The organism is Winogradskyella sp. MIT101101 (assembly GCF_047126865.1).
GTDB lineage: Bacteria > Bacteroidota > Bacteroidia > Flavobacteriales > Flavobacteriaceae > Winogradskyella > Winogradskyella ouciana.
On sequence record NZ_CP138982.1, the window covers coordinates 805,434 to 827,711 of the forward strand.

The 22,278-nt window shown below is 34.5% G+C and carries 21 protein-coding genes; 5 read left to right on the plus strand and 16 right to left on the minus strand.

Annotation, left to right across the window (positions count from 1 at the left end; translation table 11 throughout):
• The first annotated feature begins 119 nt into the window (after positions 1-119).
• A complete protein-coding gene (locus SIB89_RS03735; RefSeq protein ID WP_155089801.1) occupies positions 120-575 on the plus strand; it encodes an SRPBCC family protein in 456 nt (151 codons plus the stop codon).
• Positions 568-807 carry a hypothetical protein gene (locus SIB89_RS03740; RefSeq protein ID WP_155089800.1) on the plus strand — a complete coding sequence of 80 codons (240 nt, stop codon included), beginning with the start codon at positions 568-570 and terminating at the stop codon, positions 805-807. The genes SIB89_RS03735 and SIB89_RS03740 overlap by 8 nt, the downstream gene beginning before the upstream one ends.
• Here SIB89_RS03740 and SIB89_RS03745 read toward each other — a convergent pair.
• On the minus strand, positions 804-1,943 hold the full coding sequence (locus tag SIB89_RS03745; protein ID WP_412561213.1) for a lycopene cyclase family protein: 1,140 nt from the start codon (positions 1,941-1,943) through the stop codon (positions 804-806). The genes SIB89_RS03740 and SIB89_RS03745 overlap by 4 nt on opposite strands.
• Positions 1,944-2,099: 156 nt before the next feature.
• Here SIB89_RS03745 and SIB89_RS03750 point away from each other — a divergent pair, with 156 nt between their 5' ends.
• Positions 2,100-2,555, plus strand: a complete 456-nt coding sequence (locus SIB89_RS03750) for a protease complex subunit PrcB family protein (protein WP_412561214.1) — start codon at positions 2,100-2,102, stop codon at positions 2,553-2,555.
• Positions 2,556-2,570: 15 nt separating this feature from the next.
• On the opposite strand, the gene guaB is transcribed toward SIB89_RS03750, so the two are convergent.
• From guaB to SIB89_RS03805, 11 genes are all read right to left on the minus strand, one after another.
• Entirely contained in the window at positions 2,571-4,040 is a 1,470-nt protein-coding gene (guaB, locus tag SIB89_RS03755; RefSeq protein WP_412561215.1) for an IMP dehydrogenase, read from the minus strand.
• A 147-nt stretch (positions 4,041-4,187) separates the two neighbouring features.
• A complete protein-coding gene (locus tag SIB89_RS03760; protein WP_412561216.1) occupies positions 4,188-6,611 on the minus strand; it encodes a TonB-dependent receptor domain-containing protein in 2,424 nt (807 codons plus the stop codon).
• The gene (locus SIB89_RS03765) at positions 6,592-7,956 is read right to left on the minus strand and encodes an HTTM domain-containing protein (protein WP_412561217.1); all 1,365 of its coding nucleotides are present in this window, start codon (positions 7,954-7,956) and stop codon (positions 6,592-6,594) included. The genes SIB89_RS03760 and SIB89_RS03765 overlap by 20 nt, the downstream gene beginning before the upstream one ends.
• A gap of 54 nt (positions 7,957-8,010) precedes the next feature.
• Positions 8,011-9,135, minus strand: coding sequence for an imelysin family protein (locus SIB89_RS03770; RefSeq protein ID WP_412561218.1), 1,125 nt, complete (start codon positions 9,133-9,135; stop codon positions 8,011-8,013).
• Between the two features lie 153 nt (positions 9,136-9,288).
• Positions 9,289-10,476, minus strand: coding sequence for a DUF4856 domain-containing protein (locus SIB89_RS03775; RefSeq protein WP_412561219.1), 1,188 nt, complete (start codon positions 10,474-10,476; stop codon positions 9,289-9,291).
• Between the two features lie 342 nt (positions 10,477-10,818).
• The gene (locus tag SIB89_RS03780) at positions 10,819-12,009 is read right to left on the minus strand and encodes a DUF4856 domain-containing protein (RefSeq protein WP_412561220.1); all 1,191 of its coding nucleotides are present in this window, start codon (positions 12,007-12,009) and stop codon (positions 10,819-10,821) included.
• Positions 12,010-12,290: 281 nt separating this feature from the next.
• Positions 12,291-13,442, minus strand: coding sequence for an ATP-grasp domain-containing protein (locus SIB89_RS03785; RefSeq protein WP_412561221.1), 1,152 nt, complete (start codon positions 13,440-13,442; stop codon positions 12,291-12,293).
• The gene (locus SIB89_RS03790; RefSeq protein WP_412561222.1) at positions 13,432-14,274 is read right to left on the minus strand and encodes an HTTM domain-containing protein; all 843 of its coding nucleotides are present in this window, start codon (positions 14,272-14,274) and stop codon (positions 13,432-13,434) included. The genes SIB89_RS03785 and SIB89_RS03790 overlap by 11 nt, the downstream gene beginning before the upstream one ends.
• A gap of 257 nt (positions 14,275-14,531) precedes the next feature.
• Positions 14,532-14,873 (minus strand): hypothetical protein, encoded by a 342-nt coding sequence (locus tag SIB89_RS03795; protein ID WP_155089789.1) that lies wholly within the window; start codon positions 14,871-14,873, stop codon positions 14,532-14,534.
• Positions 14,874-15,066: 193 nt separating this feature from the next.
• Complete coding sequence (locus SIB89_RS03800) at positions 15,067-15,930, minus strand: hydroxymethylglutaryl-CoA lyase (RefSeq protein WP_412561223.1); 864 nt, start codon at positions 15,928-15,930, stop codon at positions 15,067-15,069.
• A 37-nt stretch (positions 15,931-15,967) separates the two neighbouring features.
• A complete protein-coding gene (locus SIB89_RS03805) occupies positions 15,968-16,585 on the minus strand; it encodes a LysE family translocator (RefSeq protein ID WP_412561224.1) in 618 nt (205 codons plus the stop codon).
• A gap of 253 nt (positions 16,586-16,838) precedes the next feature.
• Here SIB89_RS03805 and SIB89_RS03810 point away from each other — a divergent pair, with 253 nt between their 5' ends.
• Positions 16,839-18,572: a T9SS type A sorting domain-containing protein gene (locus SIB89_RS03810; RefSeq protein ID WP_412561225.1), complete on the plus strand. Its 1,734-nt coding sequence runs from the start codon at positions 16,839-16,841 to the stop codon at positions 18,570-18,572.
• Between the two features lie 35 nt (positions 18,573-18,607).
• Here SIB89_RS03810 and SIB89_RS03815 read toward each other — a convergent pair whose 3' ends face one another.
• Positions 18,608-19,630, minus strand: a complete 1,023-nt coding sequence (locus SIB89_RS03815; protein ID WP_412561226.1) for a quinone-dependent dihydroorotate dehydrogenase — start codon at positions 19,628-19,630, stop codon at positions 18,608-18,610.
• Between the two features lie 112 nt (positions 19,631-19,742).
• Here SIB89_RS03815 and pepT point away from each other — a divergent pair, with 112 nt between their 5' ends.
• Positions 19,743-20,984 (plus strand): peptidase T, encoded by a 1,242-nt coding sequence (gene pepT, locus SIB89_RS03820; RefSeq protein ID WP_412561227.1) that lies wholly within the window; start codon positions 19,743-19,745, stop codon positions 20,982-20,984.
• A gap of 86 nt (positions 20,985-21,070) precedes the next feature.
• Here pepT and SIB89_RS03825 read toward each other — a convergent pair whose 3' ends face one another.
• The 3 genes from SIB89_RS03825 to SIB89_RS03835 are packed head-to-tail and all read right to left on the minus strand — an operon-like array spanning position 21,071 to position 22,270.
• The gene (locus SIB89_RS03825; RefSeq protein WP_412561228.1) at positions 21,071-21,490 is read right to left on the minus strand and encodes a hypothetical protein; all 420 of its coding nucleotides are present in this window, start codon (positions 21,488-21,490) and stop codon (positions 21,071-21,073) included.
• Positions 21,468-22,064: an archaeosortase/exosortase family protein gene (locus SIB89_RS03830; RefSeq protein WP_155089782.1), complete on the minus strand. Its 597-nt coding sequence runs from the start codon at positions 22,062-22,064 to the stop codon at positions 21,468-21,470. The genes SIB89_RS03825 and SIB89_RS03830 overlap by 23 nt, the downstream gene beginning before the upstream one ends.
• Complete coding sequence (locus SIB89_RS03835; protein WP_155089781.1) at positions 22,061-22,270, minus strand: PID-CTERM protein-sorting domain-containing protein; 210 nt, start codon at positions 22,268-22,270, stop codon at positions 22,061-22,063. Before SIB89_RS03835 ends, SIB89_RS03830 begins: the two co-directional genes overlap by 4 nt.
• Positions 22,271-22,278: the final 8 nt, after the last annotated feature.

Here is a 22,278-nt window from a genome sequence, read left to right on the forward strand (position 1 = left end):
TTAATTGATATGTGAAGATCAACAATATGGTTATTACAACTTCTAAAATGGTAGAAACGTCGATAAATTAAAGTTAGTATTAGTGCTTTTATTTATCTTTAAATCTTTATCGTTATAACATGAAATATACGACTGAAATTATAATAAAAAAACCACTGAAAGAGGTCATAAACAAAATGAACTCTACCGAAAACATGAAGCATTGGCAAGAGGGTTTGGTTGGTGCGGAACACATTTCTGGTACACCTGGTGAATTTGGAGCCAAAATGAAGCTAAACTACGATTTCGGCAAACGCAAAATGGAACTGATCGAAACCATTACTAAACAAAATTTCCCAAATGAATTTCATGCTACATACAACACAAAAGGTGTTAGAAACATACAACAGAACTACTTTGAAAGTACTCCACAAGGTCACACCAAATGGATTTGCAAAAATGAATTTGAACCTACAAACTTTGTAATGAATACCATGTTGTTTTTAATGCCGAGGGCCTTTAAAAAACAAACCAAAAAATACATGACCAACTTTAAAAATTTTGTCGAAAACGGCAACTCAGTTGCCAATGCGTAGGCTAAAATTAATATGGGACTTTAGAGGTCCTGTCAGTCAGAAAACAGCTGAGCACCATTTGGTTCATCTAAAAGAATATATTGCTATAAACGATTTGAATATTACTATAACAGGTGTTGAAACCTTAAGTGAAATGCACAGTATTGCTTTCTTAGTTGTTGATGAGTCTGAAATGATACCTGTTAGAGATGCGTTAAAACCTCATCGAGGACAAGTTTACACCGAGGCTTAAAACAATCGCTTTAGAAAAGCCTGTATAAATCGTTTTGGTGGTACTGAAAGAATGATCTTTGAATCTTCAAGTAAACTCGACTCTTCATCTAAAAACTTGAATATGGTTTTAACATCAGCCTTTTTAAACATGGAAGAAAATAATGCCGCTCCCTCATTATTATGATTCGCCAATACATCTAAGAAGATAGCATCGTAAAAGTGAAATTTTGAATTTCTATGAAATTTAGACAAGTCACTTTCCTGTTTTAAGAACCCAATTAAAGCCTTTGTTTTTTTTGTTGTATTCCTAAAGGTATAGCCTGTACTGGCTTTTGTCCATCCGCCTGCTGTGCCTATGTTTAAAATATGTTTAGAGTTCAATTCTGAAAACTTAAAAGCCGTCATTGGTATAGAGCCTTTTTCTTTCTCTATAACTTCATAATCTCCAATTCCTCGTTCTTCCAAATAATTTTTAATGGCACCCTCATATTCTGATTTTTCTAGTAGATCTTTTGAAAACAAGGTGTATTCAAACAGAGCTGTATTTTTATCCATTGGCAAGACATACATAAAGCGTGTATTACCGTTCTGCGGCACAGTAAAATCCATGAAGGTTGCCATTGAATCATCAAAAGTTTCCTCTTTAGTTATTACGAACCAACCAACAAAGTGCTGTTGCAGTACAGGATACTTTTTTTGAGACTCATACACTGAAGGATTATGCCAACTATTAAATAGTTTTGAGCCAACATAACTCCCTTTTTTGGTAATAACCTGTACTCCATCTTTAAGTTCAGTAAAGCTATCTACAGTATCATTTATAAAGGTGATGTTTGGTTTTTTAAGTATAGTTTCCCATAGTGATTTATAAAAATCTTCACTACGGATCATTTTATAATGATATGGAGAAATATCAATCTGTTCTGAATAGGTTTTGCTTCCGAAGAAAACATTAGGCCAAGTTTTAGTGAGTAAATCGTCCCACTCACCTTTACCCTCTTCCCAAAAGCACCAGGTTCTGTCGTTACCTTTAACCTTTGCTTTATCAATGATTAAAATCGATTTATCATCAAAATAGGTGTCTTGTGCCATGCGATAAGCCAGCATTAAGCCAGAGGCTCCTGCCCCTAAAATGATATAATCGTGTTTCCTCATTTGTTGTTTAAAACGACCGTAAAGATACGGTTTATTGTAACTTGGGATTCTAATTTTTTTGAGCTAACTTAGAGGGAATACTGCTTAAAAAGTTGCTATAGATTTGACGCAACTCATTAATAGGTAAGGCAAATTATAAATCAAATAACATAAGTCATGAAAAAAAGTCTACTGATTATACTACTCTCAATCCTTTCATTTAGTTGTGACGAAAGCGAAAATAAGACCGAATCTTCTGAGGTTGAAGCGACACTTATTGCCAAAGGAAATCTTCATGGAGCCGGAGAAGAAAATATAGATCAACAGAACCTCGTTATTACAGACCAGAATTCCTGGGATTCGTTATTAAATCAAATGAACACTGTAAATAATGTATCAGACGGTTTTACAGAGACGGATATAGACTTCTCTGAATTCACAGTTATAGCAATAATTGATGATATTAAATCAACTGGAGGACACAGTTTAGATTTAAATATTTCTATTGATTCTGAACATATTGTAGTGAACATCTCTGAATTAAGTCCTGAAGGAGTCGCAACAACCGTAATCACCCAACCTTACATTATCGTGAAAATACCTAATTCTGATTTACCTATAGTATTTCAGTAAACTACTATTAACCTATTACCTAGAATAATTAGGCGCTTCCTTAGTAATAGTCACATCATGCGGATGACTTTCATGAATACCACTTGCGGTAATCTTTACAAATCGACCAGTTTCTTTTAAAGTGGCTATATCTTTTGCACCACAATAGCCCATACCAGCTCTTAGTCCACCTACAAACTGATGAATACTTTCATACAGTTCTCCTTTGTATGGTACACGACCAACAATACCTTCTGGTACTAATTTTTTAATATCGTCTTCTACATCTTGGAAATAACGATCTTTACTACCTTGCTTCATGGCTTCCACAGAACCCATCCCTCTATACGATTTAAACTTACGACCTTCGTAGATAATAGTTTCCCCTGGACTTTCCTTTGTCCCTGCTAAAAGTGAACCCAACATAACCGTATCTGCACCAGCAGCAATGGCTTTTGGAATATCACCTGTATAGCGTATTCCACCATCAGCAATCACAGGAACACCAGAGCCTTTAATCGCTGCAGCAACTTCTAACACAGCTGAAAATTGTGGAAACCCAACACCAGCCACAACGCGTGTGGTACAAATTGAACCAGGACCAATACCAACTTTTACTGCATCTGCACCTGCTTCCACCAAATATTTAGCAGCTTCACCTGTTGCTATGTTACCAACAATGACTTCAAGACTTGGAAATTTATTTTTTATTTCCTTAAGTATCGTTACTACGCCTTTTGTATGACCATGAGCTGTATCTATAACTACAGCATCTACTCCTGCATTAACCAATGCTTCTGCCCTCTCTACAGCATCACCTGTTACGCCTATAGCAGCTGCTACGCGTAATCTTCCGTAAGTATCTTTATTTGCTATAGGTTTTTGAGTCACCTTAGTGATATCTCTAAAGGTGATTAAACCTGCAAGCTTATCACCTTCAACTATAAGTAGTTTTTCAATCTTGTTGGCTTGTAAAATTGCCTCAGCATCTTTCAGTGAGGTTCCAACTGGTGCTGTCACCAGATTCTCAGAAGTCATAACGTCAACGATGGGTTTGTCATTGGCATGCTCAAAACGTAAATCACGATTGGTAACAATACCTTTTAGTACACCTTTCTCATCCACAATAGGAATTCCTCCAATACTATGCTCTCGCATGGCATTTTTTGCGTCAGCAACAATAGCGTCCATAGGCAAAGTTACTGGATCGATAATCATACCGCTTTCCGCACGTTTTACTTTACGGACTTTACTGGCTTGCTGTTCTATGGTCATATTTTTATGAAGCACACCAATACCACCTTCTTGCGCCATGGCAATGGCCATTTTACTTTCTGTAACTGTATCCATAGCTGCTGAAACCACAGGAATGTTAATCGTAATGTTTCTAGTGAATTTTGTTTGAATATTAACCTCGCGAGGCAATACTTCAGAAAAGGCTGGAACTAAAAGGACGTCATCGTAGGTAAGACCTTCACCTAGGATTTTGTTTTCGTGTGCTGTCATGGCAATTAAGATTTAATTGCGTGCAAATTTACGCTTTTTATTTCACTTAACTCGCCTGAAAAATATTTAAGTATAAATTCATGAAGACCTTATTAGTCAATAAGCTTTACCTGAATAAGGACTCAACTAATATTTGCTTTAATGTTACTAAAATGTTACCTCTAACGTCGTAAACCAATTTCGCGGAGCAGAAGGAATAATTCCTGGTCCAGGATAACCGGTTGCTCTTCTTGTGAAATATGCATTATCAAAAACGTTATTGACACCAGTTTCTAGCTTAAAGATTTTGTAAGTGTAGGATAACGAAATATCTAAAATATCGTATTCTGGGATTTCGCCTATGACTCCACTTAAGTTTGACTCCAAAGAATTGGTGGCATCTGTAAACTGTCTCCCCAAATATGTGTATTGCGCATTAGCCATAAGGTTTTTATAGCCAAATCTTAAACCGGTTTTTAAATTAAGGTCTGGCACAAATTCTACCTCATTGCCTTCAATACCTGATTGTTCTGAACTTGTATATTCTGATTTAATTATTGAGGTATTGATAAAGTAGTTAAAACTGTAATCGTTGTTCATTTTAAGGATTTTCTTCAAGTTGAAATCGAATAAGGATTCTACTCCGTACATTACAGCATTACCAATATTTCCACGTTCGCTTACCACACGACCATCATCCAAACCTTTTTGAACAAAGCCAATCCTGTCGTTGTAAACCAATGCAAAAGCACCTAAATCGTAAGAGACAAAACGTTTGTAGTTACCTCTAAACCCTAAATCTACTGTAAAACCATCCTCATCTGTGATTTCTGGGTTTATAGTAAATGCCGGATTATTTATATTAATATCCGAGAAGGTTACCGAACGGTAATTTTGGGAAATATTTCCATAGACCTCTACGTTTGAATTGGGTTTATAACTCAAACCTAAGCCTAGTAAAATGAAATTACGCTCAAAATCGCGATTGTCTTCAACGGTTTCTTCAAAAATAACATTACCAGCAGCATCTGTATTAATCCGTTGATAAAAACCTTCGCTTTCTGTTTTTATATACTCAAATCTAAAGCCTGGTGTTATTGAAAACTTATCATTTAAATACAAAATGTTTTCACCAAAAACGGCTATATTCAGATTTGGGAAATCAAAATCGGACTGATCTGGATAATTTGGATAGTCTTCTGTCTGTAAATTGAAATTTGGCCCAATACCAGCCGAACCTGGTCCTTGTTGCTGGCTGTTATTAGCGTTATAGAATTTTGAACCAATTAAAAACGTAGCGTCTTTATTGAAAAGTTTGTATTCACTCAATAAACGTGCTTCAAAACCATAATTATTAAAATCCCCTTTTATTAAATCACGTTCTTGTCCTGGATCTACCTGATCTACACGATTGGTTCTAAATCCCAATGCATTTCTGGTCGCATTCAACCCAAAAAAGTTGAATGTAAAGTTTGTTTTTTCTGAAAACTGATGTGCTAATTTAAAGTTGTACAACAACCAATCTACTTCAAACCAGTTACGCGCTCTATTACTCTGATAGGGATCTTCTTTGAACATATTGTCCGTTAAACCTCCCGCTTGCTGTGCTAAATAATCGAGATAGGTTAACTCAGCAGAAAGCTTGGTACGTTCCGAAAGTTGATAGCCAATGTGTGCAAAGATGTTTTTAGATTCAAATTCTGAATTTGGTCTAAAGCCATCTCCCTTTTTATAATTGAAAAATGTGTAGTAACTCCACTTGTCTTTTGTGCCACTTACACTAGTGAAATTGGTATATAATCCAAAACTTCCCAAGGTGTTTCTTGTAACTAACTCAAAAGGCTTGTTAGGATTTGGTTCTTTCATTACAAAATTGATAAGTCCTCCAAACTGTGTACCGTACTGCAAGGATGCAGCACCTCTAATCACCTGAATTTCCTTTAAACCTTCAGCTGCTGGCGAATAGTAACTTTCTGGATAGCCCAACACATCTGCGCTGATGTCATAACCGTTTTGTCTGGTATTAAAGTTTGCCGTTCTATTTGGGTCTAGGCCTCGTCCACCAATATTCAATTGTAAACCTGCATCATCATTTTGGTAAATGTTCAATCCAGCGACTTGACTGTAAATTTGCCTTGCATTATTCGTTGCTAAATTTGCCATGGACTGCTCCACCAAAACCACTTCGGTTTTTTTACCAGCATAGATTGCAGTTTCTTCGACATCCCTTAATCTGCTTAGCTCAAAGACTTTAGTTTTTCTTGCTGTAATTTCAACAGCAGTTAATTCCTCACCCAATGGTTCTAGAGTTTGGTTTAAAACCACATCAGCATCAATGGTAATCTGCACTTCCTTAATTTGAAACTCATAGGAAAAGAACACCAAAGTTATATCCGTTTTCTCAGTTGAGAACTCGTAATACCCTTGTGTATTGGTTGTTGCCAATCGACCTGAAACTTTATCATAAACCTCAACCTTATTGATAGGTTGACCAGTAGTGTTAGTAATTGTACCAGATACTTTTTGTTGAGCAAATGCCATGTAACCAACAATTACAAATATGAACAGTAAGTTATAATCCTTTAATTTCATCCTTTAATGGTAAAATCCAGTTTTTGGGTTTAAATGATTCTTTTTGTTTTAGCAAATCAACATCTGGATTAATAAAACGTTGGCTTCGTCTTCCGTTTAAAGCCACATAGCTATCCACATAGATTTCTAAATTTTCGTGTCCTTGCGATTCAAAATGTTGTCCTAAATAATGTGCATACTCTAAAATGAAATCGGGTTGGGTACTCATTTCTTTTTGCTGCAACGGTGTTAGGAAGTCTGAATTATTCACCAAGAACGATGTTTTGGTCTTTCCGTTAACCACTTTAAATTCGGCATAGCCTGTTTTTTCTATTAACATTACGCGCCATGAAAACCGATAACCTTCTTCTTTCCAAAACAGTTCGCCTGGATACAGTACATAACGAAACGGCAAGAGTAACTGAATGGTAAAGAAAACAGTTAAGACCGGAAGTATTAAGTTTTGTCTTTTGTAATGGTAGGTTTGGGGTTTGAGTTTGGTTTTACTAGCCTTAATATTTTTGAATAATGTTCTGAATACACTAATAATTCGCTCGTGAATATTAGCATCGAAAAATATCAATGCCGATACAATCATAATGTACGGAAACATCCCTATTGGGAATAATACTCTGGTAAATACATGAAAGAACACGACTAAAGCAAATGCCACCCAACGCGTTTTTCGGTACAACAATAAAAATGGAATGCACAAATCATACAGCATACCAGACCAACTCATAGCGACATGAAACCAATGTTGCTGCATGAGGGTTTCTCCAATAAAGGGTAAATCATATTTAGATGGTAACCATATTTTTAACGGCTGTGCTTTAAACAACCAGTCGCTATTAATCTTGGCCAAGCCAGCATATACATATACAATTCCTAACAATAATTTTATACTATCAATTGTCCATTTAGGGATTTGGTTGTATTGTTTTTTCTTGATTAAATTATCTAATGAATAGTAAGCATTGGCAGGCAAAAAACACATTAAAAAACTTAAAAGGCTTATAAAATAGTAGTGGTTGAGATACGTGGTCTTATCCATTAACTCAATGTAAGTAAAGCTTAGAAAGAAGGTAATTATAGCAATACGGTATTTTAAACCTAAAGCAACACATAGTGCTGATAAACCGCAAACCACAAAAATAAGATAGGTATAGTTGCCCAATGTTTTTACCCAATCTAAGCCATAATAACTGAAGTGAAATTTTGGGTTTATATATAATGTCTCAATCCAGCCATAAGACCAAAATCTAACGATACTTAACAGCATCATAAGACCAAAACCAATCCTAAAAACAGCTAAAGGCGCTGCATTGGTTTTTGTGTTTAAATATGTGCTTATGGTCTTTGGCATAAATAAAAAAAGGATTCCCAATTAAGAGAACCCTTAGTTTCATATTATTTTTAATTAATCTCCGTCACTATCCGTAAAATCGATACTTACGTTAAACGCAGAAGCCATATCAACCTTTAGCAATACGACCGCACCTTGAAGCAAATCATACGCTTGGGTCATTTGGGTATTATCTTCCATAACCTGTTGACTAAAGCTATTGTTTAAAGATTGTATTTGTTGTCTTGCAGCTAAAAATTGGGCATTGATATCGTCCTTTAACTGTGAATTCTCTAAATAATCCAAGTAAGATGCAAAACTTTGGGAAGATGCTCCTGAGCCAACTATTGCTTGCCCATTAAATACTTTCTCAATTGTTTCCAACCCAAGTAATGCCAATTCTTTAGATACATCGTTTTTGTAATATGCTTCTACTTTTTCTGGCAATGGATCTACAGAAAAATTACCTGCAGGAATTCCTATTTTGTTAGCTCTCAATCCTTTTTCATAATAGTAAATAAAATCATTGACCATTTTATTGAAAGATCCTGTAGCGCTAGAAGATGTATTGTTTATAAAACTGTCTCTGTATGACCCTTGCCAATCACTTACCACAGTATTAATGATTGTTCTCATTTGAGCGATCACATCCGTGATATAATTTGCGTAACCTTCAAAATTAGGGTTGGTTGTAAACTTATCTAAAGGGGTTGTGTCTGAATCTGCCACGCCATGAATTAAAAAATCCAATGCCGGAAACCCTTGTGCATCATAATAGGAAATAGCATTTAAATCGTAATTACCCGATGCTGCACCTGCTTCAATATCTGAGACAGTAACAGGATACCTATTGAAGAATACAACAAATCCGCTATTCTCATCTGCAGAAAGTGTTTCTGCAATACCAATATTAAATATCTCCACATGCTGCCATGCTTTGTAGGCCTCTAGCCAAGAATCACTCAATATATTCAAATTGGTTTGGTTAATGTCATTGATAAAGTCGCTTTTCGCGGTGTCCATATCTGCCATTTTAGACTGAAAATTAACCAATGCGGGAACGATAATATTATCCGCATAATTAGTTAACAGAGCTGTTCTATCAAAGTTATCATTACTGCCTCCATTGCTGTCATCTGAAGATGAACAGGCAACGATTACACTAACAATACTTAGAATGAAAACTATTTTCTTTAACATAGTTATATTTTTTTCATTTTTTGGTTTGCAAAAATACATTGTTTTCAACAAACCATAATGATCATTTTGAGACCAGTCGAGGAACAAATGAACTTGTTATGATATTGCTTTTCGACTGAGCTCAATATGACATTGATTATTCTTTTTTTTTAACTAATTGCTTGCTTGCTCTAACGTAAAGTTGAAACGTGCAGCTATTTCACTGGCCATGTTATCCAAGGTTGCTGATGTTACATCCCAAAATCCGTTGCCTTCCATTAATTCCGCTATATAGGCATCAACTTCTGCTTTTGTAAAGTATGGTGAATCAGTTCCTGGTTGTCTTGTAAATTGTAAGCTATAAACAAAACCAAACCCTTCAGATAAATCATGGAAAGCACTTGCGTAATCCGTTCCTAAAGTAGCTTTGCTAGACTGTAAATAGTAAACTGCTCTTATGCCAATAATTTCAGAAATTTTTTCTCTTATAATTTCGGCTTGCTCATCTCTTACTTCATAATTCTTAGCAACGATTGCTGCTCTACCCAATTTAAAGGCATCGTAAATATCTTGAGCTATACCAGTAAAATCTTCATCACTATCAACACGAGCTAGATATTTATTTAAGAAATTATCCGTTCCAAGTTGTGGCGCTAAAGGATCATCTGTACCATATAAGTAACCAAACGCTTCATCCCATTTGTGCTCCATATTGGTGTAGTTTTTCCCTTCTGCTAAAATTTCAGCATCGTTATCTGCTCTGTTAGTGCCAGCATCTAAAACCGAAGTACTTAGGTAGTTGTTTAGCATTTGATCTACCATAAGCGCACCAATTAATGCTTTGTTGATGGCTTGGTTATACTCAAGACCTTTTCCGTTTACATAGCGTATAGCACCACCAGCTTCTTGTATCTGACCTGCATTACCAGCAGTAGCTGTATTATCCCAATTTGGAAAAACTTCTGATACCTGATTTGCTATCCAGCTATCAAAATCTGCTTTTATGACATTAGCTTCAGTTGTATTTGCAGAAAAATAATCCATTGAAGCAGCGGTTTTACTTCTTATATTTTTGGTAGATTCGTTTAATGCTGTAGTTGAAAAATAATTTCCGGTATTGGTAAACATACCATCTAATTCAGTTTCAGTCTTGGTATTGTCAATTAAGGCAGATACAAATTCACCACCCATTTCGATACGTGTAGTTTGTCCGTTGTAATCTACGGTTGTACTCCCGTTTCTTTCAAATTGAAAAGTTGCAGGTGCGACGACTTGGTTACCAGCTGAACCATTATCATCATCACTAGAGCATGATGTAAACAAAGCTCCTACTACAAATAAACTCAAGGCAATTTTCTTCATTTTTTAATCGTTTATTATTCTTATTAAGACTTATTATAAATAATTTATTGCATTCCGAGTGCAAAAATAATACTCAAGGGGAATTCTACAAAGTTTATTTAGATTAATTTTAAATAAAAATATAAAAATTTGATTTACAGACATTTAGCTTCATAAATACGCTAACCAAGTGATTATTAAGGCTTAATGATTTAACGAAGAATTCAGAAAAATCTTTCTAATTTGCACCTATAGCTGGAAGCTACTTTACATAATAAGTTTAAATTCAGAAGAAAATAACACATACAAAAAAAGGCTTTCATCAAAAATGAAAGCCTTAACTTTTATAATTTTAATCTGTCTTTAATTTTCTGCCTGTTCTACGGTAAAATTAAAACGAGCAGCTATTGCAAAAGCTATTTGGTTCAACGTATCTTCTGAAACATCCCAAAAACCATTGCCTTCCAAAAGTTGAGCTAGATACACATCTACTTCAGATTTAGTAAAGTATGGCGCTGATGATCCTGGTTTACGGGTAAATTGCAATGCATAAATAAATCCATATCCTTCAGATAAATCATGGAATGCGTTTGCCTTGTCAGAGTCTAAGTTAGATCTGCTTTGGCGTAAATAATAAATACATCTAACACCCATAATCTCAGAAAATTTTTCTCTAAGAATATCTATTTGTTGGTCTCTAAGTTCATAGTCCTTAGCTACAATGGCAGCTCTACCCAATTTAAACGCATCATATATATCATCTGCTATTCCATTAAAATCTGGGTCTACATCTACTCTAGATATATATTTATTCATAAATAAATCTTGATTAAACTGAGGGTTTTGGGCATTATCAGATCCAAAAGCCAATCCAAATGCTGCATCCCAACTATGCTCCATAGCGGTGTAATTACTTCCACTTACTAATACCTCATTATCATTGTCAATTCTATTAGTGGAGGCATCTAATACCGAAATACTTAAATAATTGTTTAACATCTGGTCTACCATTAAACCGCCAAGTAACATTTTACCTAAGGCCTGATTGTATTGCATACCTTTAGCATTAACCCGTCTAGTAGTAATGCCATCTGCTTCAACCAGCATACCTGCAACACCTACTGATGCCGCTGAATTCCAATTAGGATATACCTCATTTGCCTGACCAGAAATCCATGCATCAAAATCTGCTTTTATGGTATTTGCTACAGTCTGATTGTTTGCATAATAATCGAAAGATGCCGCTGTATTACTTCTTAATTTAAAAGGGCTTTGATTTAATGTAGTCGTTGAAAAATAATTACCAGTATTGGTAAACATTCCAATTAATTCCGCTTCAGTTGATCCATTATCACTTAGTGCAGAAATAAACTCATCTGCCATGGCAATGCCATTTGCTTGTTGGCTATAGCTTACCGAACTACTGCCATTTCTACTAAATTGGTACATGGATGGAACTGGGAATTGATTGTCGTCAGAATTGCCGTCATCACTGCTAGAACATGATGTAAATAGTACCACTATTAACACCATCATTGGGGCTAAACATTTCATTTTTATAGGGATTAAAATTACTTACTATAGGGTGATGTCTAAGACTGAAAAGTTAGGTTTTCAACTTATGACACTTGAAACAAATATACAATATGGAAATTAAATATTTAACTCTTTTAAATATTTCATTAACACAGATAAAAGCTTAAATAATACAAAATTGTATTAATAACTAGTTATCAGATAGTTAATCTAACAACAGTAAATTCTAGTATAAACTATCTCTTTTGAAATGAGCAATTTAACATTAGTATTTCATTACATGAAGGTAAATAAATAGATTAAAATAATTTTCTAAAGCGAGAGATAAGTATATTTTTGGTTCTCCAGATAAACTTATATGCAGTAGGTATAGGATCCGTAAAAATAAATTTCAATGCTGTGTTATTTCTCATAAATTTTATATTGAAAACAAATAATTTTTCTTGCTTGATTTTCTTTATTAACCCCTTTAAACTTAGATATTTCACACACTCATATTCTGGTTTATTGAACTCTTGTCCTAAACTTGATAGGCAATATAAATAAGGGAAGTTGACACCTGCAAGCAACGATGCTTCAACTGACACCCAAAATCGTGTATTGACCTCTATAGCTTTAAACTGATTGGTATGATTATCATATCGCATATCTATATGGGCTACTCCACTCCAATTAAGTGATTTCATTAATTTTTTAATGACCTTATAAAGTTCTTCCTCATATATAAAGTCTAAACCAAACTGAGGGGAAAATTGGTTGGCGCCCATCATATTTCCTTTTTGGATTGTATGTGCTAAAATCTCACCATTTCTGCACAACACACTACAATCTATATCGTAACCTTCAATATACTCCTGTATTATATTTTCATATTTAAATTCTGCCTTATTAAAATGTTTTTTTAAGTCTCTTATAGTATCAAATTTAAAAATGCCTTGACCTCCACCAAAACCTTCAATTGGTTTTATTATCACAGGAAAATCTAGATTTTCTATTTTCTCCAAATCTTCAATCGCTGTAACAGTAACACTTTTTGCAAAAGGTAATTTGTTGCCTTCTAAATGTTTAGTCAGTTGGTTTTTGTTAAACGCAGTCTTGTAATCAGTCAGAGAAGGCAAGAGCCCTATTTTATCTTGCTCTTTAATTTTTGATTGTAGTTGAATAAGTGTTTTTATTCGCGTTTCAAAAATTGGCATAATCAGATCAATATTATGCTTTTCTACTTCAGTATTTATGTGCTCTATCCAATCTAAATCAGAATGGGTTTGTACATAATATGAAAATCCCTTTATGTAACGAGAATATCGCATTGGGTTATGTTTATTGCTAGACATCACATATATATCGAGATCCTTTTCTTGAGATAAACAGTTAACAACGTAGAGTAAGAGATGACTTTCACCATCTGGAATTAAAACCGATATGTTTTTTTTCTTTGAGCTAACTCGCATCTAAAACTATTTTTTTAGTGTTTTTATGACCAAAGTTTATGGGTAGAAAGATTAGCATCAAAGAAATTTGGATACCATGCATTATTGTGCCGTTGAATACAAATCTTATCAATTGATCAAAAAGAAACAGTGACAGATAAAAGTTTGGTGTGAATTTTAGCAAGAAAATCAACGCGCCTCTATCAAATAAAACTCTGTTGCCTGATTTTACTTTTAGCCAATAAGGGTCAGTATTTACTTGATTCTGCTCATATTCAATATCGCTATTCAAAAAATATAATCCTACAAGAGGTCTGAAGAATGGGCGTACATTTCTGTTGATATAAACCTCAGATTTAAATTTAGGCCAGATTAGGAATATGAGGAGTATGATGACAATATCCTCAAAAAAATGACCGAACCTAAAAAGTGTCATCGTGTACAATACTGCATGGAACAAAATAATCATCCAAACCGCTAACAAATGTTTTTTCCTAAACAATAAAAGAATCGCGATGCTAAACTCTATGAGCATGGAACTCCACGATAAAATTTTGGCAAACAACATCTCTGGCATTAATGCTGATACTGATAAGTAAAACTGATTTTCTTGGGAGTTTACCAACCAATTATGCATAAACTGTCCACTCCACCAGTCAGGTTCAAAAATCTTATTTGTTGCAGCTCCAAAATACACTAAACTCAATTGTAAATATAATAGCCATGGCAATTCTTTCTTTTGGGTTAGACCTGCCAATAAAAATGCACAGCCACATATAAAAAGATGATTTCTAAACATTGGTTTAGAAGCCATTAGCATAACAATTAATGTGCTGCCTAAGATAATGGACATTGTTCGTGGCTGTAGGTTAAAAAGTAACAACAAACCCGAAATTAGAAAAAGGCTTTTTATTGAAATCTTGAAAATATCCGGATAATTTAACACAGTATCCAAAGGCCTCAAAAAAGGCAAAAAAGGATCGCTTATATAGCCTAAAAATCCATGAACAACAAGCAACAGAAACAATAGCTTGCACATTAGCAATATATTGGGCTGCATATTTTCTACATTAAAATTTAGTGGAAAATATGGGCTATGTTTTATATGTTTCATTGATTGAAATACCATATTCGTTCCTCGTTGCCATTGGTTGCGTATTTAACTTTTACAGAGGCATTATCCTCTTTTCCGTATGTAGATTCGTATTGCCTAATTATGCTAAAGACATTGTTGATGCTTCTAGGTTCCCAGCCTTTGGATTTATAGCGATACCTTTTTGCTATTTCCTTTTTGGTCAGAAATTCACCATTTACCTCTACATCAATATCTAAATAGGTATGTTCATCAAAAGGTGCCCAACAGAAAAACCGCTCTGGGACAAACTTGGCGTATATAATCAACACAATTTGCGAAATGATAAAAAGAATCCCTATTGTTTTTCTCAGTTTCATTGATTGGATTTAGATATAAAATTCTGCCGTAATTCTTTTGTTTACTCAATTCAATCCAAGAGTTACAAAATAAAAACAGCATGAATTTACATATCAATCTTAGCGCAAACCATTGACATAGAAAAACATAATCGTTTAAGGTGATTGTTTGCGTGTTGAAACAACTCTAGATTGCAGTAAAATAGGTTAAAAATCAGTGGTACTGAGTAAAAATCTTAGTAGCCTCGTTATAAGCACTTTCAAAACTCATGGCATTTAAATCATGAGCCTTTTTTTGGGTAAAGTAAGACAACATTTTCTCAGTTGGCATGTTACCAGTTAGGTCGTCTTTTGCCATAGGGCAACCACCAAATCCTTGTATGGCACCATCAAAACGTCTGCAACCTGCTTTGTAGGCTGCATCAATTTTTTCGAACCAGGTGGTTGGTGTGGTATGGAGATGGGCACCAAATTCAATTTTTGGATATTTAGGAATTAAATTAGAAAAGAGATAATCAATAATCTCTGGATCAGAACTACCTATAGTATCACTCAATGATAGAATGTTCACACCCATTTTTGCCAAACGCTCAGTCCACTCACCTACTATATCAACATTCCAAGGATCTCCATAAGGATTACCAAAACCCATAGAAATATACACCACAACTTGCTTATCAGCTTTGTCTGCAATCTCTAAAATCTCTGAAAGTGTAACTACGGATTGGGCAATAGTTTTATGCGTATTACGCATTTGAAAGTTCTCTGAAATAGAAAACGGAAACCCTAGATAGTCAATTTCAGAATGTTGAGACGCGTCGTTAGCACCTCTAACATTAGCAATGATGGCAAGTAACTTACTTTTAGTAGTGCTTAAATCTAACTGAGATAACACCTCAGCGGTATCGACCATTTGCGGAATTGCTTTAGGTGAAACAAAACTACCAAAGTCTATGGTGTCAAAGCCAACACGAAGCAACGATTGAATGTACTGTATTTTCTTTTCCGTTGGAATAAATTCCTTAATGCCTTGCATAGCATCTCTTGGACATTCTATGAGTTTTACCGCTTTATTCATTGGTTCAAATATAAGGGATAAAATACGTTTTTAAATCCTACAATAAAATGAAAATTGCAATCCCAATAAACACAACAATCTGAAGCCATTTTAAAACCAAACCTGAGTTTCTATGTTTTGTTATATACTTTTTTATCTGTCCTGCAAGTAAAGCAATTGAGGAAAAAATAATAAAAGACACCAACATAAAAATACCTCCCAAAATATAGAACTGAATCACAGTACTCATACTTTCAGAGAATAGAAATCCTGGGAAAAACGCTAGAAAAAAAATAGTGACTTTTGGGTTAAGTACATTCATAAAAAAACCCTGAACAAATAAGCCTTTTAGGCTTTTCTTAGGCACGGTATTGGCATCCAAATCCAGTTGTGGGCTAGACTTATATACTTTATAGGCTAAGTAGAGAAGATATATAGCTCCCAATACCTTAATTGCGAAAAACAAATCTTCATTTGCTTTAATAATCGCCGAAACACCAAAAGCCAAAAGTGTAGTATGCACTATACAACCTGTAATTAGACCACTTACAGTAGCAAGTCCATAAGACTTTCCGTTGGTAATACTTTGCACCAAAACATAGATATTGTCTGGTCCTGGTGAAATCGCTAATGCCGAGGTCGCCAAAGCAAAGGAAAAAAGTATGTTGTAGTCCAAGGATTAAAATTTGCACTAAAATAAGTAAAATTGATACATGCCGTAAAGCTTAAAATTTAAAATGACTAAGTTATTAGACTCATAAATAATGGTATTTATAGGGTAAGGTTTGTTAGTACCTCTAGATATTACCGAAAGTAAAATGCTGATTCTCAATTAAAAGTTTTATTCCCCATTCATCGATTAAATCATACAAAAGTTGACTAAAATTTATATTTTAGTGCACTTTTTACCTATTAACCTAAATAACGCTATGATTAAATTTACGCAAATGCTACTCGCATTTACTCTTGTTTTTTGTTTTACCACATCTGCCTCAGCACAGTCAGATGAATGTGGATTCCAATTTTCCCAAGAAGCTGAAAATTATTATAATTCCATTAAGGAACAAGTTAAAGTGCTAGAGGAGCAATTTATGCAAGAGCAACTCAACTCCAGGTCATCTACAGTTATGACCTCTGTTCCTGTAAAAGCCCATATCATCAGAACTACTGCAGGATTTGGTGGCTTAACACCTACTGAATTAGATGATGCTATGGCTATAATGAATACATTCTATGCTAATGCAGGTTTAGAATTTTTTCTATGTGAAGGGATTAATTATATAAATAATGATACTTATTACGACTTTGAAACATTTGAAGAAGATGCTTTAACTAGTGGCAACAATGTTAATGGTGTTATAAATATTTATTTTGCAAACTCTATTGTAAGTAGTAGTTCTGGTAGTGGTCTATGTGGTTATGCGTATTATCCAGGAGGACCAGAGACTATCTTAATGGCAAATAGTTGTACCACTAATGGCAGCACATTATCACATGAAATGGGACACTTCTTCGGACTAGCACACACCCATGGTAATAGCAATGTATATAATTCTACAGAAGAATTAGTTGATGGCTCTAACTGTGAGACCACAGGAGATTTCATTTGTGACACACCTGCAGATCCTAAACTAGGCAACAATAATGTGAATGCGGCTTGCGAATTTTTCGATTTCGCGCAAGATGGCAATGGAGAATATTACCAAGCTGATCCATTGAATGTAATGTCTTACTCTCGTAAGGTTTGTAGAACTCAATTTTCAGCGCAACAATATGCTAGAATAAATGCTATATACCAAATCTCTAGAAATAACCTTGCCTGTCCTAGCTTTAGTGCAGATTTTATAGCAGACGAAACTGAAAGCTGTTTAGACAATTTTACGGTTAATTTCACAGATAGCAGTGTTGGTGCAACCTCTTGGTCTTGGGATGTTGATGGAGATAACATCATTGATTATACAACTCAAAACGTAACTCACACCTACACCAATTTTGGAGATTATGATGTAGCGTTAACGGTCTCAAATGGAACAAACATCCTTAATAAAGTAAAACCTCAATATATTGAAGTTGGTGCACCTTCAATTAGTACATCTACAATTACTATGAATCTTACATTAGATGATTGGCCTGCAGAGACCTCTTGGCAATTTTTAGATAGTAGCGATAATGTATTATATTCTGGTGGTCCTTACGAAGAAGGTGTTGACGATTTCACAACCAAGTCTGAAGTGTTTTCTATTAATACCAATGAGTGCTACAGTTTTATTATAAGTGATAGTTACGGAGATGGTATTTGCTGTTTCTCTGGCAATGGATTTTATGAGCTGTTAGACGAAAATAATATCGTATTAGCAACTGGTGGTGACTTTAGCTTTGGTAAAGCAGATAATTTTTTCAACGGAACACTAAGCGTTGATGAGTTTAGTACTGAAAGTATTTCTATTTTTCCAAATCCTTCATCAAGCAGTATAACAATTAAAACCAATATTTTACCCGATGCTTACGGTATCTATAATACTTTAGGACAAGTTATAAAGCAATCATTTATTGCATCCGAAAGAGACCTTAATATTAACGTTGAGAGTCTAACTAACGGAATGTATTTTATAAAATTGAAAAAAGATAACTCTAGCCAAACATTATCGTTTATAAAAAACTAATGTTGAAGAATCTAAATATTAAAAAGGCGCAGTTTTTACTGTGCCTTTTTTAGTATTGCCTTATTAATTTCTTTTACAAGTCGAGGGCCTTCATAGATAAAGCCTGTGTATAATTGAACTAAATCGGCACCAGCTTCAAGTTTTTCTAAAGCGTCTTCTGCTGAGTGAATACCTCCTACTCCAATGATTGGGAATGCCTTATTACTTTTTTCAGCTAAAAACCTAATGACTTCAGTAGAACGTTGAGTTAACGGCTTACCACTTAATCCACCAACCTCAGTTTTATTATTGCTTTTTAAACCTGTTCTAGAAATTGTAGTATTTGTAGAAATGACTCCATCAATCTTAGTAGTTTTTACAATGTCTATGATATCTAAAAGTTGGTCGTCAGTTAAATCTGGAGCAATTTTTAATAGGATAGGTTTTGAATTAGGCTTCTTAAAGTTTAGAACCTGTAAAGCTTTTAAAAGTTGAGTTAAAGGTTCTTTATCTTGTAACTCCCTTAAGTTTGGTGTATTTGGTGAGCTTACATTTACGACAAAGTAATCTACATAATCAAAAAGAGCATTAAAACAAATCTCATAATCGTCAACTGCATTTTCGTTTGGTGTTACTTTGTTTTTCCCAATATTACCACCAATCAACACGCCTTTGTTCTTCTTTAAACGTTCAACAGCTTCTTGTACTCCACCATTGTTAAATCCCATTCTATTAATTATAGCCGAATCTTCCTTTAACCTAAATAATCGCTTTTTGGGATTACCACTTTGTGGTTTTGGTGTTAAGGTTCCTATTTCTATAAATCCAAATCCAAAATTGGCGAGTTCGTTATAAAGTTTAGCATCCTTATCAAAACCAGCAGCTAAACCCACTGGGTTTTTAAATTTTAATCCAAACAACTCACGCTCCAAGGCTTTATCGTTGAGTAAATACATCTTTTTAAAAAGACCTTTTGCTCCTGGTATTTTTGAGATATTTCGTATTAAGGCAAATGTGAAATGGTGAACTTTTTCTGGGTCGAAACAGAAGAGAATTGGTCGGATTATTGCTTTATACATGAAAGAAAATTTGCTGTGCAAAAATAAGGCAATTCCCATCAAATTAAAAGAAACATATCCCAGACTTGTGCCTTAACCTACCGTTGATTATTTTTGAGAACAATCCAACATTATGATAGAGAAACAGCATATTATAGATCGTTTTATAAGCTATGTCACCATAGATACTGAATCCGACCCAAATTCAAATACTACCCCAAGTACCGAAAAACAATGGGATTTAGCTCATAAACTGACTAAAGAACTGATTGCCATAGGCATGAAAGATGTTTCCATAGACAATAACGCTTACATCATGGCTACTTTACCTAGTAATGTAGATTATGATGTACCAACTATTGGTTTTATATCTCATTTTGACACCTCTCCTGATTTTACAGGAAAAAATATAAAACCTAGAGTTATTGAAAATTACGATGGCAATGATATTGCACTTAATGCTGAAAAAAACATCATTCTATCACCTAGTTATTTTGAGGACTTATTACTCTATGTTGGGCAAACATTAATCGTTACAGATGGTACAACACTTTTAGGTGCAGATGATAAAGCCGGAATCGCAGAAATCGTTTCAGCGATGGAATATCTCATTAACAATCCTGACATTAAACACGGAGACATAAAAGTGGGTTTTACACCAGATGAAGAAATTGGTAGAGGTGCACATAAGTTTGATGTAGAAAAATTTGGAGCCGATTGGGCTTATACCATGGATGGCAGCCAAGTTGGTGAGTTGGAATATGAAAACTTTAATGCCGCTGAGGCAAACATAAAAGTAAAGGGTAAAATTGTACACCCTGGTTATGCCAAGGGTAAGATGGTGAATTCAATGTACTATGCTACTGAATTTATCAATACACTCCCAAGACTAGAAACTCCAGAACATACCGAAGGCTATGAAGGCTTTTTCCACTTATATAGTATAGAAGGTAAAGTTGAAAAAACTCATCTAAAATACATTATAAGAGATCACGATAAAGATAAATTTGAAGCTCGTAAAGCGCTGATGGATAAAATTGTTTTAGATCTTAATACAAAGTTTGAAGCTGAAATCTTTGAGATAGAAATCAAAGATCAATATTACAATATGAAAGAAAAGGTTGAACCTGTAAAACATATCGTAGATATTGCCGAAGAAGCCATGAAATCCTTAGGCATTACACCACTTATTAAACCTATACGTGGAGGAACAGATGGTTCGCAGTTGTCTTATATGGGTTTACCTTGTCCTAATATTTTTGCTGGTGGCCATAATTTTCATGGACGTTATGAGTATGTACCAGTAGAGAGTATGCAAAAGGCAGTTGAAGTTATTTGTAAGATTGCTGAGCTAACGGCTTTAAAAAATCAATAGTACTTTGTATTAATCATTCGATTAAGTGATTTTTTTATTCGATTTTCAATTTTACAAGATAGAAATTAGCTAGACTACATTCCACATCAAGACGCAACAGTGGAAGTGTTTTTTAGGGTTTTATTGAGTAAGCCCATAGCAACATATAATATTGGTGATAGCAATAGTTCTTGAATTGTTCTGGCGAACCTGCTTAATGCTACAATTGGTTCTCCTGTTAAGAATAACCAATCAAATACACCAATTGCTGTTATGATGCATAAGCCGGCAATATGTACGATATGCCATAAGGTAGACATCCATTTAACCTTCAACTTACCGAGATGATACGTACCTACAAAATAAACAGCTACAGTAAACAACAGTGCAATAACATGTCTAAGTTTTCTTGGAATTGATGCCGTAAATGTGTTTTCTGCAAAAAAGATGTGGTACACAGAATACAGCATAAAAATAATTAACAGCCCTATAATAAAACGCGCCTTATTCGACTTGTACAGATTCATTATTTAAATTTATTTTTCTAGCATATAACATCCATAATAAAAAGGTGAATGCGTAAATCGTTATTTTAAATAAATATTTATGCGCAAAATCGAAATAATATTCAAAATATTCGCGTAAATAAATTAAGCCTATACATCTACCAATATTGACAACATCTAGCAGTATGGCTCCCAATACAATATAAAGCAATTTTCTAAAAAAGCTAGATGGCATGCATACTATAAATCCTATATAAAGAACAATGAGTTCTAAACCGTTACAGACATCTGCAATATATAATACAGGTTTATTGTTGTGATAGATCATTGAGGTTTCTTCAGTAATGCGCTCACCTTCATAAATACTTGTCTTTACCTCTCTGACCGATTCAAAACCAGACATTGAACTAAATCGATTCAGTAGTTCTGCAGATGCTTCTCCAACATGTGTAGTTAGTGGGTAATCTAAAATCTTAGAGTCTAATAAAAACCCAACATACAAAATCTTCCATACAACAAAAAGCAATAAGGCCTTTCCGAGAAAAAGCCTTATTGGTTTTGGTATGTCTTGTAATAAATTTTTAATATTTATCACTTTTTATTATCGCGCAATTTTTTAACACCAAATGCTGCTGCGCCAATAACTAGGGCGATTAAGCCACCATCTAATGGGATTGCATCTACTGTGTCAGTAGCACCTCCTGGAGGGCCTTGAGCGTTTAGATCTGTTGTACTTACCATTGCAAAAACAATAGCTACGGTACTAATTACCTTAATAAAGGTGCTTTTTGAATTCTTCATTGTGTTTG

Excerpts from the sequence above, each read along its gene's own strand:
- SIB89_RS03735 (WP_155089801.1), top strand. The coding sequence starts at position 120 with ATGAAATATACGACTGAAATTATAATAAAAAAACCACTGAAAGAGGTC.
- SIB89_RS03740 (WP_155089800.1), top strand. The coding sequence starts at position 568 with ATGCGTAGGCTAAAATTAATATGGGACTTTAGAGGTCCTGTCAGTCAG.
- SIB89_RS03745 (WP_412561213.1), bottom strand. The coding sequence starts at position 1,943 with ATGAGGAAACACGATTATATCATTTTAGGGGCAGGAGCCTCTGGCTTA.
- SIB89_RS03750 (WP_412561214.1), top strand. The coding sequence starts at position 2,100 with ATGAAAAAAAGTCTACTGATTATACTACTCTCAATCCTTTCATTTAGT.
- guaB (WP_412561215.1), bottom strand. The coding sequence starts at position 4,040 with ATGACAGCACACGAAAACAAAATCCTAGGTGAAGGTCTTACCTACGAT.
- SIB89_RS03760 (WP_412561216.1), bottom strand. The coding sequence starts at position 6,611 with ATGAAATTAAAGGATTATAACTTACTGTTCATATTTGTAATTGTTGGT.
- SIB89_RS03765 (WP_412561217.1), bottom strand. The coding sequence starts at position 7,956 with ATGCCAAAGACCATAAGCACATATTTAAACACAAAAACCAATGCAGCG.
- SIB89_RS03770 (WP_412561218.1), bottom strand. The coding sequence starts at position 9,135 with ATGTTAAAGAAAATAGTTTTCATTCTAAGTATTGTTAGTGTAATCGTT.
- SIB89_RS03775 (WP_412561219.1), bottom strand. The coding sequence starts at position 10,476 with ATGAAGAAAATTGCCTTGAGTTTATTTGTAGTAGGAGCTTTGTTTACA.
- SIB89_RS03780 (WP_412561220.1), bottom strand. The coding sequence starts at position 12,009 with ATGAAATGTTTAGCCCCAATGATGGTGTTAATAGTGGTACTATTTACA.
- SIB89_RS03785 (WP_412561221.1), bottom strand. The coding sequence starts at position 13,442 with ATGCGAGTTAGCTCAAAGAAAAAAAACATATCGGTTTTAATTCCAGAT.
- SIB89_RS03790 (WP_412561222.1), bottom strand. The coding sequence starts at position 14,274 with ATGTCCATTATCTTAGGCAGCACATTAATTGTTATGCTAATGGCTTCT.
- SIB89_RS03795 (WP_155089789.1), bottom strand. The coding sequence starts at position 14,873 with ATGAAACTGAGAAAAACAATAGGGATTCTTTTTATCATTTCGCAAATT.
- SIB89_RS03800 (WP_412561223.1), bottom strand. The coding sequence starts at position 15,930 with ATGAATAAAGCGGTAAAACTCATAGAATGTCCAAGAGATGCTATGCAA.
- SIB89_RS03810 (WP_412561225.1), top strand. The coding sequence starts at position 16,839 with ATGATTAAATTTACGCAAATGCTACTCGCATTTACTCTTGTTTTTTGT.
- SIB89_RS03815 (WP_412561226.1), bottom strand. The coding sequence starts at position 19,630 with ATGTATAAAGCAATAATCCGACCAATTCTCTTCTGTTTCGACCCAGAA.
- pepT (WP_412561227.1), top strand. The coding sequence starts at position 19,743 with ATGATAGAGAAACAGCATATTATAGATCGTTTTATAAGCTATGTCACC.
- SIB89_RS03825 (WP_412561228.1), bottom strand. The coding sequence starts at position 21,490 with ATGAATCTGTACAAGTCGAATAAGGCGCGTTTTATTATAGGGCTGTTA.
- SIB89_RS03835 (WP_155089781.1), bottom strand. The coding sequence starts at position 22,270 with ATGAAGAATTCAAAAAGCACCTTTATTAAGGTAATTAGTACCGTAGCT.